14 protein-coding genes are annotated in these 17,311 nt (G+C 41.4%); 6 read left to right on the top strand and 8 right to left on the bottom strand.

What is annotated here, in order from left to right; genetic code table 11:
- Positions 1-4: 4 nt before the first annotated feature.
- From ICL16_RS42125 to glf, 3 genes are read left to right on the top strand one after another with little or no spacing between them, the layout of a single operon-like run.
- Positions 5-859: a glycosyltransferase family 2 protein gene (locus tag ICL16_RS42125; protein WP_190838170.1), complete on the top strand. Its 855-nt coding sequence runs from the start codon at positions 5-7 to the stop codon at positions 857-859.
- 42 nt (positions 860-901) lie between these two features.
- Positions 902-2,776 carry a glycosyltransferase gene (locus ICL16_RS42120; protein WP_190838168.1) on the top strand — a complete coding sequence of 625 codons (1,875 nt, stop codon included), beginning with the start codon at positions 902-904 and terminating at the stop codon, positions 2,774-2,776.
- Positions 2,773-3,894 carry a UDP-galactopyranose mutase gene (glf, locus tag ICL16_RS42115; RefSeq protein ID WP_190838167.1) on the top strand — a complete coding sequence of 374 codons (1,122 nt, stop codon included), beginning with the start codon at positions 2,773-2,775 and terminating at the stop codon, positions 3,892-3,894. Before ICL16_RS42120 ends, glf begins: the two co-directional genes overlap by 4 nt.
- 88 nt (positions 3,895-3,982) lie before the next feature.
- On the opposite strand, the gene ICL16_RS42110 is transcribed toward glf, so the two are convergent.
- The 3 genes from ICL16_RS42110 to ICL16_RS42100 form a co-directional block, all read right to left on the bottom strand.
- Positions 3,983-5,092, bottom strand: coding sequence for a hypothetical protein (locus ICL16_RS42110; RefSeq protein WP_190838165.1), 1,110 nt, complete (start codon positions 5,090-5,092; stop codon positions 3,983-3,985).
- Between the two features lie 355 nt (positions 5,093-5,447).
- Positions 5,448-6,557 (bottom strand): hypothetical protein, encoded by a 1,110-nt coding sequence (locus ICL16_RS42105; protein ID WP_190838163.1) that lies wholly within the window; start codon positions 6,555-6,557, stop codon positions 5,448-5,450.
- 495 nt (positions 6,558-7,052) lie between these two features.
- Complete coding sequence (locus ICL16_RS42100; RefSeq protein WP_190838161.1) at positions 7,053-8,165, bottom strand: hypothetical protein; 1,113 nt, start codon at positions 8,163-8,165, stop codon at positions 7,053-7,055.
- Between the two features lie 421 nt (positions 8,166-8,586).
- Between ICL16_RS42100 and ICL16_RS42095 the strand changes: the two genes are divergently transcribed.
- On the top strand, positions 8,587-10,281 hold the full coding sequence (locus ICL16_RS42095; protein WP_190838159.1) for an AarF/UbiB family protein: 1,695 nt from the start codon (positions 8,587-8,589) through the stop codon (positions 10,279-10,281).
- A 25-nt stretch (positions 10,282-10,306) separates the two neighbouring features.
- Positions 10,307-10,681 (top strand): hypothetical protein, encoded by a 375-nt coding sequence (locus tag ICL16_RS42090; RefSeq protein WP_190838157.1) that lies wholly within the window; start codon positions 10,307-10,309, stop codon positions 10,679-10,681.
- Between the two features lie 68 nt (positions 10,682-10,749).
- Here the strand turns inward: ICL16_RS42090 and ICL16_RS42085 are convergent, their stop codons facing one another.
- Positions 10,750-11,523 carry a hypothetical protein gene (locus ICL16_RS42085; protein ID WP_190838154.1) on the bottom strand — a complete coding sequence of 258 codons (774 nt, stop codon included), beginning with the start codon at positions 11,521-11,523 and terminating at the stop codon, positions 10,750-10,752.
- Positions 11,524-11,626: 103 nt separating this feature from the next.
- Between ICL16_RS42085 and ICL16_RS42080 the strand changes: the two genes are divergently transcribed.
- The gene (locus tag ICL16_RS42080; protein ID WP_190838152.1) at positions 11,627-13,402 is read left to right on the top strand and encodes a hybrid sensor histidine kinase/response regulator; all 1,776 of its coding nucleotides are present in this window, start codon (positions 11,627-11,629) and stop codon (positions 13,400-13,402) included.
- A 36-nt stretch (positions 13,403-13,438) separates the two neighbouring features.
- On the opposite strand, the gene ICL16_RS42075 is transcribed toward ICL16_RS42080, so the two are convergent.
- Genes ICL16_RS42075 through ICL16_RS42060 form a run of 4 tightly spaced genes read right to left on the bottom strand, consistent with a single transcriptional unit; the run spans position 13,439 to position 17,179 of the window.
- On the bottom strand, positions 13,439-13,834 hold the full coding sequence (locus ICL16_RS42075; RefSeq protein WP_190838150.1) for a hypothetical protein: 396 nt from the start codon (positions 13,832-13,834) through the stop codon (positions 13,439-13,441).
- Between the two features lie 32 nt (positions 13,835-13,866).
- Complete coding sequence (locus ICL16_RS42070; protein WP_190838148.1) at positions 13,867-14,895, bottom strand: hemerythrin domain-containing protein; 1,029 nt, start codon at positions 14,893-14,895, stop codon at positions 13,867-13,869.
- A gap of 40 nt (positions 14,896-14,935) precedes the next feature.
- Positions 14,936-15,835 (bottom strand): isoaspartyl peptidase/L-asparaginase family protein, encoded by a 900-nt coding sequence (locus ICL16_RS42065; protein ID WP_190838146.1) that lies wholly within the window; start codon positions 15,833-15,835, stop codon positions 14,936-14,938.
- A 27-nt stretch (positions 15,836-15,862) separates the two neighbouring features.
- Positions 15,863-17,179 (bottom strand): ATP-grasp domain-containing protein, encoded by a 1,317-nt coding sequence (locus tag ICL16_RS42060; RefSeq protein ID WP_190838144.1) that lies wholly within the window; start codon positions 17,177-17,179, stop codon positions 15,863-15,865.
- Positions 17,180-17,311 lie beyond the last annotated feature (132 nt).

The following is a 17,311-nucleotide window of genomic DNA, read 5'->3' as shown; positions in this document are numbered from 1 at the left end:
AAACATGCTCAGTGTCATCACACCAGTATACAACGGCGAAAGATTCATTGAAAACTGCATCAAGGTTGTCATCGAGCAAAAATGCTTTGATGTTGAACATATTATCGTAGATGGTGCTTCAAAAGATCGTACTGTAGAAATTATCAAACAGTATGCGAATCAATATCCACACATTCGTTGGATTTCTGAGCAGGATCAAGGGCAGTCAGATGCAATGAATAAGGGAATTGCAATGGCGAAAGGAGAAATTTTAGGAATTTTGAATGTCGATGACTATTATGAACCAAATTTGCTCAATAAAGTACTAGAACTCTTTAAAGATTTACCTGTGCCAAGCATACTGATGGGAAATTGTAATGTATGGAATGCGTCAGGTGAGCTAATTGCTGTATACAAGCCAGTTAACTTTAAGTTGAGTAATATTCTAGTAGGATTGAATGAAAATAATTTTCCAACTAATCCGTCTGCATATTTTTATCATACCTCTTTACACCAACAAGTTGGACTGTACAAAGTTGATGAACACTATGCTATGGATTTAGATTTTCTACTTAAAGCCGTGCAAGTAGCAACGGTTAAGTACGTAGATGAAACTTGGGGTAACTGGATGAAGATTGAAGGGACAAAAACTGTTAATCTATGGCAATCCTTAGTTCAAGGACAACAAGTTATAGATAGAGTTATCAGATCCCACAGAAAAAATTTACCCTGGTTACAACGCTGGCGTGTCACAATTCAGTACGAATTTAAAGTTTTCTGGGAAAAAACTTGGAACTGGAGACTTAAATACTATTTACAACAATATTTAATGAAACCTAAAAATATAATTCCCAAACTCTACTCTAAGTTCAATAATTAGGAACATTAAATTAACGCAAAACCTTCTGGAGGAAAAAAGTATATGAATGTAGTAAGCCGAGTACAGTTTCCGCAAACAAGTGAAACTTCAGATTTATATATTAGATGTCCGGCTGATATATCTATCGATGAGAATGCAGGCGATCGCCAAATTACTCTGCCTCAAGGTAGTACTATATCATTAAACACTTACTTCAACTCAATCTACGAAAAATTCTATACAAAATACACCTCTCTCAAATCATTATACTATTTATTGAAGCTAGAGGGAGATTTTGAAGTTTCTACGTATCGAGAGTATGAGACAAATTCAAAAGAACTGATTTGTACTCAAACAATAAAAGATTGTCTATTATCCCAACCTGTCAAAATTATATTACCAGAACTTAGAAATGGTAAAGACGCAGGTCGAATTTATTTAGAAATAACTTGTCTGAGCCAACAAGGGTTGTTTACGCAAGGCTTAGTTGCCACAGAACAAAAAAAGCATCAGGATGTTTATTTAGGTATCATCACTTGTACCTTTAAAAAAGAAGCTTATGTAAAGAAGACAGTTAATACAATTTTGCAAGACAGCCTTTTGAGAGAGAAACAGCTCAAAATTTTTGTAGTTGACAATGGTAAAACTCTCAAAGAAAGTGATTTTCAAGAGGATAGGGTAAGGCTAATTCCAAATCGAAATTTAGGTGGAAGTGGTGGTTTTACTAAGGGGCTGATTTCAGCATTACCAGAAAACTTTACACACTTCTTATTTATGGATGATGATATCGAGTTAGACAGTGAAGTTGTTTACAAGCTATTTTCTTTATATGAATATGCCCAGGAGGATTTTGCTGTAGCGGGCAGTATGTTAGATTTATACCAAAAACATATTTTATATGAAGCTGGAGTACTATATAACAAATATTTAGATCATCAAGGAAACATCCGACATCGTCCCTTCGCGCTCACTTCTCTAAAGAATAATCTTGAACTACAAAGCCCTACCTCACTTAATTTACTTTTGGTAGAACAGAATGTAGATTTTGGCGGATTTTATTTTTTCTCGTGTTCTAAATCCGTTGTGGAAAGTGTAGGATTACCACTACCATTCTTTATTAAGATAGATGACCTAGAGTTTTCTTTAAGAACTAAAGAACATCTGAAAAATGGGATAGTAGCTTTTCCCTCTTTAGGTGTGTGGCATGAACCTTTTTATGCCAAAAAACCTATTTGGGATCTTTATTATGCTAATCGAAATAAACTAATTACTGATGCAATTCATGACTATATCAAATACTTTAGTGCAGTTAAAACTTTTACGAAAAGTATAATTTTTCATTTATTACTATTTGATTATAACACTGCTCTCATGTTTATTAAAGGGTTTGAAGATTACATGGAGGGACCTAGTTTACTTAGAAGTAATGATCCAGTGACACTACATGGGAAAATTTGTGAATTAAGTAAAAAACATAAAACTCAAACTATCCTGAATAATTCCACCTCAATAAATGAAAATTATCAAATTACAAAAACAGGAAAGTTACAAAAAGTTCTCAGCGTATTAACGCTTAATGGTCACTTACTCCCCAAATTTCTCATTAAAGATGAGACGGCGATAATTAGATATGGTTCTAAAATAACAGAACAAGATTCAGTTTGTAAAGGTTTTGCTAAGAAAAGAATAATTTTTATCATGAATAAAAATTCTCAATATTATCAAAACGAACTGGATCAACAAGTAGGTATAAATATTTTTATAGATTGGGTAAAATTTGTCATTAGAAGTAGCGTGAGATGGTCGAATGTTAGTGCCGAATGGAAAAAAGCTACTCCTGAATTTACTTCTATTCAATTTTGGCAAAATTACCTTGAACCTGTAGACAAGACAGAGCCTCAACGTCCAAATTATGTTAAGCCAGGAGAAGCTATATGAAAGTAGATTGGCTCATTGTCGGGGCTGGATATTCGGGTTGTGTGCTAGCAGAAAGAATTGCCACACAACTAGCACAACGAGTACTACTTGTAGAACGGCGGGATCATATTGGTGGTAATGCTTACGATTACTACAACGAGCATGGCATACTAGTACATAAGTACGGTCCCCATATTTTCCACACCAAATCCAAGAGAGTCTGGGATTACCTATCCCAATTCACACAGTGGCGTCATTATTTCCATCATGTGCTTGGTGTAGTAGAAGGAAAAAAAGTTCCGATCCCATTCAATATCAATTCACTCTACGCGCTATTTCCACCCCGCTACGCAGAAAAGTTAGAAGAACAGCTTTTAGAACATTTTGGCTTTGGCGTCAAAGTTCCAATTCTCAAGTTGCGAGAAAGCGCCAGTGGAGATTTAGAGTTTTTAGCTAACTATATATATGACAACGTATTCGTTCGCTACACCGCTAAACAGTGGGAACTTAAACCAGAAGATTTAGATCGTGGAGTCACAGGGCGGGTTCCAGTCTACATTAGCCGAGATAATCGCTACTTCCAAGATCCTTATCAGGCAATGCCAAAATACGGCTATACTGAAATGTTTCGCCGGATGCTGTCTCACCCAAATATAAAGATACTCCTAAATGCAGATTATCGGGAAGTTATCAACGACATTACATTCAACCGCATGGTTTATACAGGTCCAATTGATACTTTCTTTGACTATATGTATGGTGAACTACCTTACCGGAGCATACGCTTTGAGTTCCAAACTTTGGATCAGGAGCATTACCAGGAAGTAGGTACAGTAAACTACCCTAACGATTACGATATTACCCGTATCACTGAACAAAAGTATTTATCTGGGCAAACTTTACCTAAAACCACATTGGTAATGGAGTACCCCCAAGCTTACGTACCAGGGAAAAATGATCCTTATTACCCTGTCCCGCGTGAAGAAAATCGTGAGCGTTACGATCTATATCTTAAAGAGGTTGACAAGCTTCGGGGTTCAGTAGTCTTTGCTGGCAGGCTGGCTGAATATAAATACTATGACATGGATCAAGCAGCATTACGAGCTTTGAGTTTGTTTGAGAAGGAAGTAGCGCAGTAAAAGGGAGACGGGATTGCACAACCAATCCTTGTAGAGACGTTCCATGAAACGTCTCTACATTATTTTTCACGCCTATGTCTAAATACCCTTAGTTACCAATTGGTGGAGCTAGAGGCGCACGGAGAGTTCCACCACCACCGATACTGTTTGGTTCGTTATTGTTCACAATGTAGAGAGCTTGGAAAAGTTTCATAAAGTCTTCGTAGAACTCTCCTCTTGTTTGCTCAAAGTCATAACCGTAGGTGTCTCGAAACTCTTCAATCGCTTCTTTTTCCAGTGCAAAGTAATGACAATCCCAACCTGCATCATCAACGACATAAGCACCGTAATCTTGTAAGGCATGAAACAACTTTTTCCCGGCAGGTGTTTGCAACTCTAGCCTTGTTTCGGTTATATTCGGCGGAATTGCTAGTAGAGTACCTTGGACAAGAGCAGGGTTTTCACCAAAATATTGATTAGCTGCATTGTTATCAGCACCAGTTGCAGGCCAACGGAAACCGGGAATTGACTTAGAGTAGTAAAGATATTTTTCGCCCCAAAGCACAACTTTTAATGCATGACGAATCGGCAGATTGCCTGTGAGTTCTCCTTTGCGAATCGAACCACCAATCGAAGAAAGACGAGAGCCAAAATGCGCTCCACCGATTCCCGCTCCGTAAATGTCAATCATTCCATCAGGCTCAGCTGGAGAAGAATAACGGAAACCATAGATTGAATCTCCATGTTTACAACGCGCTAGAGGTGAAAGCTGTACTAAGTTTCTACCGTCTGGCAGGAGAAATGCCGAAGCATTGTTAGGAGTGCTGAATGGCTCATTTGTTGCATCGGGAACAATTAAGTTGTCCGGAATGGGCAGTGAAATTCCCATAGAATGTGTGCCTGTACAGCGCCCTTCACCCCAGGCACCAGGCGCATACACTTCACGAAGTGGATTGTCTCCAGTTAGCTTGAAGAAGTACTCTGGATCAGCGCATGCATGTCGCGCTTTTTGGATGTTCGCTGGTATGTAATCAGCTTCTGAACCAATGGGCATGTTCCAAATTGATGTTGATGCAAATGGCCAGAGAAACTTGTCTCTTGTAAGAGTTTGACTGGGAGTTGCGGTACTGTGGAAAACAAGAGCCAGAACTATCCCAACCACAAACACAAGTAAACTAGGTAGTCGCACACGGCTGGTTAAAAAAGAAAAAATAGTCATGTAAAAACTACTCCAAGGTAGTCCTCTGATTGGAGACTAGCGATAGTGCTGATGATTAATCTCAATAGACGAAGGCGTTGCCGATCGCCTGTATCATCCTAGTTAAATTTGTGCAAATTCGGTAGTAAGTATTTGTATTTTTGAAAACATGCTGAATAAAGTTTAATTTTTCCTATAGTACATTTGCAGCACTTTGTGCATATGCAACAGTATAATTAACTATATAACTAAACTATTTTTATACGAAAACAAAAAAACCGGGTTTTTGGCTCTGAACCTTAATAAACCCGGTTTCTTTCCTTAAACACTCAAGACTGAGAATTTCTCCTCATAGTTATGAGTTCTGACTATTGTGTTAGTTGCCAATAGGTGGAGCAAGAGGCTGACGAGGTGTTCCACCACCACCAATACTGTTCGATCCGTTGTTATCAACAATGTAGAGTGTTTGGAATAGTTTCATAAAGTCTTCGTAGAACTCTCCACTTGTGTCCTGAAAACCATAACCGTAGGTGTTCTGAAACTCTTCAAGAGCTTCTTTTTCCATTGAGAAGTAATGACAGTCCCAGTATGCATCATCAACAATGTAAGCACCGTAATCTTGCAAGGCATGAAACAGCTTTTTCGCAGCTGGTGTTTTTAAATTTAGACTTGCTTCTGTTTCGCTTGGAGGAATTGCCAGTAGGGAACCTTGTACAAGAGCAGGGTTTTTACCATGATAGTGATCGGCTGCATAGTTATCCGCACCTGTTGCGGGCCAGCGGAAACCGGGAATAGACTTAGAATAGTGAAGATATTTTTCCCCCCAAATTAGAACTTTTAATGCGTGACGAATCGGCTTGTTTCCAATCAGTTCACCTTTGCGAATCGAGCCACCAATCGAAGAAAGACGAGAACCAAAATGCGCTCCGCCGATCCCCGCCCCGTAAATATCAATCATTCCATCAGGCTCAGTAGGAGAAGAATAACGGAAACCATAGATTGAACCTCCAGGTTGACAACGAGCCAGAGGTGAAAGCTGTACTAACCTTTTACCGTCTGGCATGAGAAATGCCGAAGCATTGTTAGGTGTGCTGAACGGCACTTTCGTTGCATCTGGAACAATTATGTTGTCTGGAAAGGGCAGTGAAATTCCCATAGATTGTGTCCCATTACAACGCCCCTCACCCCATGCACCAGGAGCATAAACTGGACGCTCCGGATCGCTTTGTTTGAGCTTGTAGAAGAACTCTAGATCTGCTCCTGCATATTGCGCCTTTTCGATGTTAGCTGCTATATATCGTGCATCTGAACCAATGGGCATATTCCAAGGCGATGTAGATGCAAATGGCCAAAGAAACTTGTCTCGTGTCAAGGTTTGACTGGGAGTTGAGATACTGTTGAAAAAAAGAGTCAGAACTATACCAGCTACAAATATCAGTAGTTTAGGTAGCCGCATACGGCTGGTTAAAAATGAAAAAATGGTCATGAAAAAGCCTCAAAGTGTTACTGATTGGATTGGAGACTAGTGGTAGTGCTGTTTCTTGATCTGGTTCATGACGAAGGGGTTGCCGATCGCTCGTTTCATCCTAATTAAAATTAAGTAAATAAGGAAGAGAGTATTTAGATATTAGTTCTCTTAAACTTATGGTGATAAGCAAAGCTAATTATTTATCAAACCCTTATATAACAATGGTTTCAGCCCCGATTTTTTATAAATTTATCAGTAAATAGGCAGTTTTCCACCACAAGTATAGGAGAGCCTATATATTTGAAAAAATATTCAAAAAAGTTGAATTTTTCCTATACGTAATGCCCTACTTTATGAACAGGCAATAGTATTATTAAATAAATAAATAAAGTCTTTTTTATACATAAGCAAAAAACCGGGTTTTTGGCTCTGAACCTTAATAAACCCGGTTTCTTTCCTTAAACACTCAAGACTGAGTATTTCTCCTCATCTTTATGAGTTCTGACTATTGTGTTAGTTGCCAATGGGTGGAGCTAACGGCTGACGAGGTTTGCCACCACCACCGATACTGTTCGGTCCGTTGTTATCGACAACATAAAGCGCCTGAAATAGCTTCATAAAGTCTTCATAGAATGGACCACTGGATACACTTTGGAAGTTATAACCGTACTTGGCGCGAAACTCTTCTAGAACTCCTTTCTCTACTCCAAAGTAATGAGCGTCCCAGCCCGCATCATCAACAACATAAGCACCGTAATTTTGCAAGGCAAAAAACAACTTTTTCCCCGCAGGCGTTTGCAACTTGAGACTCCTTTCGGTTATTTTTGGCGGAATTGCCAGTAGGGAACCTTGGACAAGAGCGCGGTTTTTACCATGATACTGGTTGGCGGCATTGTTATCAGCACCAGTTGCAGGCCACCGAAAACCGGGAAGCGACTTAGAGTAGTAAAGATATTTTTCGCCCCAAAGCACAACTTTTAATGCGTGACGAATCGGCTGCTTGCCAATCAGTTCCCCTTTGCGAATCGAGCCACCAATCGAAGAAAGACGAGAGCCAAAATGCGCTCCGCCAATTCCCGGTCCGTAAATGTCAATAAATCCATCCGGCTCAGCTGGAGAAGAATAACGGAAACCATAAATTCCTCCTCCAGGTTGACAACGAGCTAGAGGTGAAAGCTGTACCAAGTTTTTACCGTCCGGGAGGAGAAATGCTGATGCATTGTTAGGTGTGCTGAATGGCACTTTCGTTGCATCTGGAACAATTAAGTTGTCTGGAACGGGCAGTGAAATTCCCATCGGTTGAGTGCCTGTACAGCGCCCTTCACCCCAAGCACCAGGCGCAATCACTGGACGTTCCGGATCGCCTTGCTTCAGTTTGTAAAAATATTCTTGATCTGCTTCAGCTAGTTTCGCCTTGGCGATGTTCGCTGGTACGTAACGAGCTTTTGAACCAATGGGCATGTTCCAAATTGATGTCGATGCAAACGGCCAGAGAAACTTATCTCGTTTAGGAGTTTGACTTGGAGTTGATAACGAACTTAAAGCCAGAACGAGAACTATACTAACCACAAAGATCAGTAGTTTAGGTAGACGCAATCTGCTGGTCAAAGAAGGAAAAATGCTCATAAGAAAGCCACCGTAAGAGTGGTTATTTGATTAAAGACTAGAAGTATTGCTGATTCTTTATCCGACTCATTGAACAAGTTACTTGTTGCCAATCATCCCATTTAAAATTTTACAATTAAGTGACAATTTTTGTATTTTTGTAAACTTAAAGGTGTGACTAATTTTGAGTGGTACTTGATAAAAATAGTACAAAGTACTTGTCTGTTACTGAAATAAAATCTTTTTGTTGATAGATAGGTATATATACTTTTATGTACTAATATAAAATATAAGGATAACAAAGTAACGTTTAGTAAAGATTGAGAAGCTGACCAAGACAAAAAAGAAAATATCAACAAAGCGTTTGTAAAGCTTTCAGAAGTATGGAAGAAAGCAGTATAGCGGCTGTTTATTTTTTGCAAATAAAGAGGTAAACAAGGGAGTGAATTGGCAGACACAAAATAATCAAGGCTACGATCCGGAGGCGATCGCCCGCTACTACCGTTACCGTCCCTGGCAAGCTTGGGGGCGGGCGTTTACAGTCATCTGGTTTTTTGCTGGATTCCTGATTCGACTTAAATGGGATGAATGGCAAAATCAAGTAGAGCAAAACAAGTATAAACGAGCAATTCAGTTACGACAGTTGCTCACACGCCTTGGTCCTACCTTCATTAAAGTAGGTCAAGCGCTCTCCACAAGACCAGATTTAGTACGTAAAGATTACCTAGACGAACTGGTGAAGCTGCAAGACCAATTGCCAGCATACGATAATGCGATCGCCTACCAAATGATCGAAACGGAACTAGCTCGCCCAATTAAAGAAATTTTTAGCGAGTTGTCACCGATACCCGTCGCTGCGGCTAGCTTGGGTCAAGTGTACCGTGGTCGATTGATGAGTGGCGAGGAAGTAGCGGTGAAAGTGCAACGCCCAAACTTACGCCCATTACTCACACTAGATCTTTATCTATTGCGCTGGGCAGCCGGGTGGATAGCACCCTGGTTACCCCTAAACCTCGGTCACGACCTTTCCTTAATTGTGGACGAGTTTGGTACTAAGTTATTTGAAGAAATTGATTACATTCACGAAGCGCGTAACGCGGAGAAATTTGCCAGTAACTTTCGCGACGATGCTAATGTGAAAGTGCCGTTGATTTATTGGCGTTATACCAATACCCATGTAATTACTTTAGAGTGGATCAACGGCTTCAAACTAACTGATACTAAAAATATTCGCGCCTTAGGTGTAGATCCAGAAGTAATAGTTGGAATCGGTGTTACGTCAGGTTTAAAACAGTTATTAGAATACGGATTTTTCCATGCCGATCCTCATCCTGGTAATTTGTTTGCGACACCAGATGGTAGAATGGCTTACATTGACTTTGGGATGATGGATCAGCTCGATGAAATCACCAAAGAAACATTGGTGGATGCAGTTGTACATCTAGTAAATCAAGACTATGCAGAATTAGCCGGAGACTTTGTCAAACTAGGGTTTCTGACTCCAGATACAGATATTACTCCCATTGTTCCAGCATTAGAAGCTGTGTGGGGAGAAGCTCTGGGCAAAAACGTGAGAGATTTTAATTTCAAAACCATCACTGACAAGTTCTCAGAACTTGTCTACGATTATCCCTTCCGAGTTCCTGCCAAATTTGCTTTAATTATTCGTTCTTTGGTAACACAGGAAGGAATTGCCCTTAGTCTCAACCCCAATTTTAAAATAGTCGATGTGGCGTATCCCTATGTAGCTAAGCGTCTACTAACAGGCGAATCACCCCAATTGCGCCGACGGTTGCTCAACGTGCTGTTTAAAGATGGAAAATTCCAGTGGCAGCGCTTGGAGAATTTGATTGCGATCGCCCGTACTGATCATAGCTTTGATGTGTTACCCACAGCCCAATTAGGATTGCAATATTTGCTCAGTGACGAAGGCAAGTTTCTGCGCCGACAACTGGTGCTAGCTTTAACAGAAGACGATCGTCTGCACACCGAAGAAGTTCAACGTCTGTGGAACTTAGTTAAAGATGACTTGAAACCAAATCGTCTGTTCAATGTGGCGATCGAAGTTTTGAGCGATCTATCTAGAGACGCAGCTGCTATTCTACCAAAAGCTACTGTTTTTGGTAGCAAGCAATAATATTTTGCCTAAATCAGGAGACTCCATGTACTACTATCCGATCAATCCACCTTACGCACTGCTGGCTATAGGAATATTTGTCGCGTTAACATCTGGTGCAGCGTTTTCCGGAATGCTGAAATTAATAGTACAGAAATGGCAAAGTGATGGCGCAGAAAATTCTAGTTCTCGCTTATCAATTAGGCAATTAACTTTGCCGTTTCTGGGAATAGCAATTGGTGTTGCTATGTTTCTTTGTTCAGGTTTAGAGATATTTGGCTTTCCCGCATTTCTCTCCTATGCAGTTGGTATACCAATTACAATTTTCACTTGCATATTAGTGTGGTGGCAGTTGGGAAGTATGATGACTTTTGTAGAACGTCGAGGAATGCGCTCTCTAGATTTAGATTCTTTGAGTTAAATGTGTAGAGACGCGAAATTTCGCGTGTAGAGGCGTTCCGGCGGAACGTCTCTACTAAACGGAAAAATTTAGCCTAAGAAAAAGGTAAAATCTTTTAAAGCCATTAGCCTAGCTAAATTTAAACGGTAATGATAACCAATCCTCAATTTCAATTTATCCCAAACTGTTTCCTGATTATATTGATGAGAAACACCTATGTGCTTAGTTATTTTTCTAATAGCTTGCCAACCATCACGATTAACATTCCATCCAACTTTAGCTGCTGCTAATCCTATAGTGTTACCTTCACCACCATGAATACCTCTCAATTCTAAATACCTACCGATTCTTCCCCACTGCTTGAAAAACTCTAATTCTCTTCCTTCATCTCTAGCGATCACAAATAAACATTCACCAACATAATTAGTATTATCTAAAGGTAAATTTAATTTAAGTGCTACTTTTTTTAAAGGCTTCAATCTCTCAGGATTATATTTAGTTACATGCTCAATTAAATTTTCGCAATGCCCTGCTGTAATTCCTGGTTTCCATTGTACTGCAAATGGAATATTATTTAATATTCTTGTATCGGCGTCAACAAAAACTGCCGCATTAAACTTTTCTAAAGCTTTTGCTAATACAAGACGTTTATCATTATAACAATTAAGAATACCTTGTTGTTTGTGTTGATAAGCTAAAACATTTGTGTAACTGCTAAAGTCTTGAGTATCATCAGTATAAATGACTAAAAAAGTATCAGTAACATTGTTAGCCAAATCTTGAGCTAATTGCTGAGCAAGAAGACGATACTTTTTTCCCAATGCTAAAGTGCAGAAGCAAAAATCTTTTTGTGTTAGATTCATAAAACGTCGCTTCTGGTCTAGGTTTGGCATTTTATTATATAAATCATAGCTAAATAAGTTAGGTAAATTACACTACCCAAGGACAGATAAGCCAAATACTTGCATGAACTTGAAAAACTTTGCCCAGACTATAGAAGCTTTGCGCGAACGTTTCGCCTCAGGGCAAAAACGTACCGAGGAATCGCCTTTAGTGCAACAGCTATTGACAGAAGCCTTTAGCAAACTTAGCATTGCCTTGGAAGAACTAGAAATAGCACAAGAGGAATTAGCTATTCAAAATGAGGAACTGGTAGAGCTTAATCAGGAACTGACTATTCAAAATCAGGAATTGGATATTGCTCGTCAAATAGCACTTGCAGAACACCAGCGCTACCAAGATTTGTTTGAACAAGCACCGGATGGCTATTTAGTAACCGATACACAAGGGAAAATTCAGCAAGCCAACCGCGCCGCTGCCACCTTGCTGAATACATATCATTTGGTAGAGCGATCGCTACTCGCTTTTGTAGTGGAAAAAGAGCGTTTGGCTTTTGAAACCGAACTTACCCAACCGCGCACTGGAGATTGGATACGGGAGTGGGATGTGCGCCTACAACCACATAATCGTAAACCAATAGACGTTGCTGTAACTGTGGCTGCCGTGCGCGATGGTGAAGGCAAGCTCTTTGGGCTGCGTTGGTTGCTACGCGACATTACTGAGCGCAAGCTTGCAGAAGTCGAGAAGCAAAGGCTCTACCGCAAAGCCCAGGAAGCAAACCGCGTCAAGGATGAGTTTCTGGCAATAGTCTCCCACGAACTGCGCACACCTCTCAACTCCATTCTGGGTTGGACGCGAATGCTGCGTAATCAGAATTTGAACGCAGTAACTGCCGCTAAAGCACTGGAAACAATTGAACGAAATGCAAAGTTACAGGGTAAACTGATAGATGACATCCTAGATATCTCGCGCATTGTTCAGGGACAAATTCATCTAAATATGTGTCCCCTTGACTTGATACCAGTAATTAGCGCAGTTATTGAGAACATTCATCCCATAGCTCAAACCAAAGCTATTGAGGTAAAATGCATCATTGACCCCATGAAAGGTCAGGTTATGGCTGATGCGGAGCGCTTGCAGCAAATTGTCTGGAATTTGCTCTTGAACGCGGTTAAGTTCACACCTACTGGTGGTTATGTGGAAGTTCGACTAGAGCAAATTGACTTAACTGCTCAGATTACGATCAGCGACACTGGCAAAGGTATTAGTCCTGAATTTCTGCCTTATGTCTTTGAACCCTTCCGTCAAGCTGATGCCACAACTACAAGATCCCATGACGGACTCGGACTGGGACTTTCAATTGTACAGCATTTAGTAGAAATGCATAATGGTAAAGTTAGTGCGGCTAGTGCTGGAGTTGGATTGGGCGCAACATTTACAGTTGAGCTTCCCATGATCGATTCGCCACAGCAGCAGGCAATTTCAAACAGGGAAGTAAGCTTTAGTAACCATCAAGTTTTGAATGGCTTGCAGATACTTGTTGTAGATGACAATATTGATACATGTGAGTTGATTACCTTCATTCTCGAAGAGTGCGGGGCGCAGGTAACTGCTGTTCTCTCAGTAAGTGAGGCAATAGACGTGCTTTCCAGATTTAAACCAGATGTCCTCATTAGTGACATTGGGATGCCAGTGCAGGACGGTTATTCGCTGATTGATTTTGTGAAGCGGATGGAAGCAGAACGAAAGTGGATAATTCCTGCCGTTGCCTTGACAGCATTTGCAACAGATGAGGAGGTTTCACGCGCTATTGCCGCAGGATTTCAGATGCACGTACCTAAACCTGTTGAGCCATCTGATTTAGTCACAGTAGTTGCCAACCTTGCCAAACGCAAAGGATGAATGTTTTTTAAATTTGAGTCATCTTTGTTTAATAAATTACTCAAGAGCAGGTTGAGTTCGAGAGTATGAGTATAGAAAAATACTAAAGAGAATTGCAAAGACAAGGTCAATAATACCAGGTATTAAATAAAGTGGGTGAAGTTTGTTTACCAAGGTATGATATGCCAGCACAACAAAAACTGAAGATTGTGCCAAAATTCCGAATTTTATAATACCATAATTGCGCTCTACGTCGTTACCAACCCACCAATAACCAATCCCGATCATGAATACCAACACAAGAAACAAGTGTGAATATTCAGGATTGGTGAGGGGTGCTTGATTAAGCAAGGAGCGAATCCATTGATCGGATAACAGCAAAAATACTGATTCGACCCAATTGATCACAGCCTTGAGTTGAAATATATACTTCCACGTCGTGAGATTGTTCATAATTGCACCTTGCGAGAATCTTGTTTGCTGCTCTATGTGGAAGCAGCTATCTGCTCTTGTAGCTTGCTTTTAACTGTTTTAAATTCAGTAGCCATTTGCTTGAGCTGCTCGTGGCTAAAGTTGTCGCGGAGTTTGGGAAATATATCCTGCTCTTCTTGATTAATGTGATTTCGCACTGCAGTTCTTAGCTGCTCAACTTTTGCTTTGAACTCAGATGAATCCGGGGACAAAGGCTTAATTTCGTCTAACATCTCCATCACTTCGTCAGTCTGATCGTATATTTCCTGTGTGTGTTCGTAATACGGACGAACTGCTGGGTAAAGGACTTGTTCTTCGGCTGTACCATGAACTTTTATGTCTTTGTAAAGTTGCCCAAAATACTCTTGGATTTTGTGCGGATCTTTAGCACTAAAAATTTCCGTAAACAAAATATCTGCCTTAGTATGATCCATGAGAAGAAGCTCACGGATGCTCATCTCATCATCGGTACGTGTTACTACACTACCCACCACGCCACTTAAGGCGGCAACAGCATCTTGAACTCGTCCCCACAGTCCCTGCTTCGGCTCAAATCCTGTCAGTTCACGAACACCCAGAATTTCTAGAATCCCTTTGAGTTGCTCTTGATGAGCGCGGTTTTCAAAGTTAACTTTATTTAAAGGAGTAATGGCAGCTTCAACATCAGCACCAACTACTTGAGCAGCCTTATGGATTAGCAGCCCAGTCATCGTCTGCTTATGCTTGAGCAATTCATGCTCAAATACTTTCTCAAACAAAGTCAACTCAGAACTAGACATTAGTTGCTCAACTTGAGCAATCATCTTCTGGGTTGTTTCCTTAGACTCTCCCTTGACTCCATATTGAACAATTACAGTATCGATAACACCCAGGTTTTTGTGATCGTCTTCAAGCATGTCCTGTAGGCGATCGCGAATCTCATCATCAGTACAATCCTGGATGAATTGCTGCTCGTTGTTAATCAGCAGATTTTGTAGTGCTTTCATATCTGCCAATTTTGTGGCAATGGAAAGGCGCTTGGTGTCATCAAGAGTCGTTACCATTTTTATTCTCCTCTAACAATTGTGAACCGATCAAAATTTATCAAACATAAAGCAACTGCTTGGATTCTTTTTTGGTAAACACAGCAGGTGTGTTCATTTCTGTAGTCATATAAGCACAAGCCATGTCTTGGGAGTTATACGCCCAGCCAACCCGTCCCTGACGGTCTAAAAGAATACACCCAGCCTCTCCTGTCACCCTAGATTTGAGAACGTCAATCGCCATCTGCGCTGCTTCGTCTGGGTGTCTGTCTCCACTCAGGAAATCAATCGCAGTTTTAGCTAGAACCACTGGGATAATCGACTCGCCATCACCCGTTGTTGAGCAAGCGCCGAGTTTATTGTCAGCGTACAAGCCACTGCCCACGATCGCGCTGTCGCCGACGCGACCGGATTGCTGATTCGTGGTGCCTCCTGTTGAAGTTCCAGCTGCTAGGGTGCCGCTAGCATCCATAGCAACGCAGCCTACGGTATTGGGGCGATCCAAAACTTGCTGCTCCTCCTTCCACTCCTGCCACTGCTCCGAGGCTATTAAGTCTTCTTTTTTACACATCTCGGCTCCGATGTCAGCGGCAAAGCGTTCTGCACCTCGCGCCACTAGCAGCCTGGGTTTTTCATCCATAATCTTCCGTGCCACCGCGATCGGATGACGCACCCCCTGAACTGCTGCCACTGCTCCCCAACCTAAGGAAGCGCCCTCCATAACCGCCGCGTCTAGTTCCACCTCCCCATCGCTGTTGAGAGTCGAACCAAGACTCGCGTTAAAAGTTTGGTCAGCTTCAAGAACGCGGATGGCTGCCTCAACAGCTTCTGCAGCAGTACCCCCGCTAGTCAGCACTACCCAACCCGCCTCTACTGCTGCCAAGCATCCAGCATTATTAGCTGCAACCTTTTCCTCTGAAATGGTTTTCGCTCCACCGTGAACAATAATAGCTAATGCCATAATTTTCCTTCTGTTTTTATAGGTTGTTTAAAATTGCCACTGCAATCCCTTACGATGTAAGTTCTGCTCGATTTGCTGCATTTCCTCGACCGTCTCCCCAGTAACGATTCCGTAAATTTCGGTGTAGATTTTTCCGTATTTGACCTTATCCAAAGCCGACAAAATCATAAAGTCCTTGCGCTCCAGTTCTGGTTTTAGGGTGACTAGAATAGAGTCCAATGTCCCATCCATACGGTAATCACTGGAATATTTAGCTACCTCCTTTCCCAGGGACAGTAAAGTATGGCGCTGCAAGCAGAGCGGAGTTGAGCCATTGATTCGGAAATTGGCATCGATCATATAAAACTGTCCGTCTCGATCTTCCAACACGTCGAAGCCAATGAAGCCGAAATACCCCTGTTGATGAGCATACTCACCAATGGCGGCAATCATCTCACTGAACCTGCTCATGTCGTCACGGTAGTGAATCAGTCCCCCTAAATAGTTGCCCTCCTCTGTAACGAGTTGACTGGTAGTGCCGATGAGCGTTATCTCTCCCGCTTTGTTGACGTAGAACTGCACGCAGTAATTGTGTACAGCATTCTTGACAAACTCCGAGACAATAATCGTATCGAGCAACTTAATATCGAGATACTTCCTCAGTTCTTCAAGGCAGTAGGAAAGCTCGCTGGCGCTTTTGATAATGTAAGTGCCTTCTCCTGAAAGTCCGTGAGACGTTTTGATCAAGTAGGGGAATTGCTCAGGTAACTGAATGTCTTCGAGACTAGTGGTGTGAAGATTGTAGCTTGAGTATTTCGGACATTGCACTCCCAACTCGGCTAGCGTCACTTTGCTGAGCAAGCGGTAGTGAGTCTCCGGATCGACGGCGTGTTTTTCTCTAGTGAGATGATCAAAGGGAAATAGAGTGATGAGTTTGTCAAAGCGTTCGCGAAGCGACTCCGTTCGCGCAGCGTCCCGAAGGGAAGGAGTCTCGCTCTGGCTGAGTTCATCCAAATAAACCGAACACTGCATCATCGCTCTATTGGAGTAGCTGAAGCCAAAATGCTCCTGCCAGTAGTCAATCAGCAACTTTGACGGTGGAATAATCACAATTCCTGGAAGGGCATCGCCTAAAACAGCCAAATTTTTCCAAGCTTCCTTCTGGCAAATCTTGTCGAAGGAGGTTTTGGTGGCTTCACTACTGCCGTCTTGAAGAAAGTATTTTTTCGTGTTGGGATAAGCAGCCCAACTGGCAGTCGCAGGGTAATTTAGGATGAGCGCATAACGTGTATCCGTCATGTCTTGAGCAAACAGATCGGAAAAAGAACCTCCTTGAAAGTAATGAAAGTCGTATGTTGAGTTCATGCAAAAATTTAAGACCTAATGAGTGCATCTACCTGATTTTCAAGGTATTAGTTGCCGAATTTTGATTCCTCTATCTGCAAGCGGAAACGAGGGGGGAAAAATTCCGCCATTTCGCCTTAACTGCTCAGTTTT

This window comes from Iningainema tapete BLCC-T55, from assembly GCF_014698965.1.
In the GTDB taxonomy this organism is placed as follows: Bacteria; Cyanobacteriota; Cyanobacteriia; order Cyanobacteriales; family Nostocaceae; genus Iningainema; species Iningainema tapete.
The sequence above is the reverse complement of the archived record's forward strand: the minus strand, read 5'-3'. Positions and strand labels throughout refer to the sequence as shown.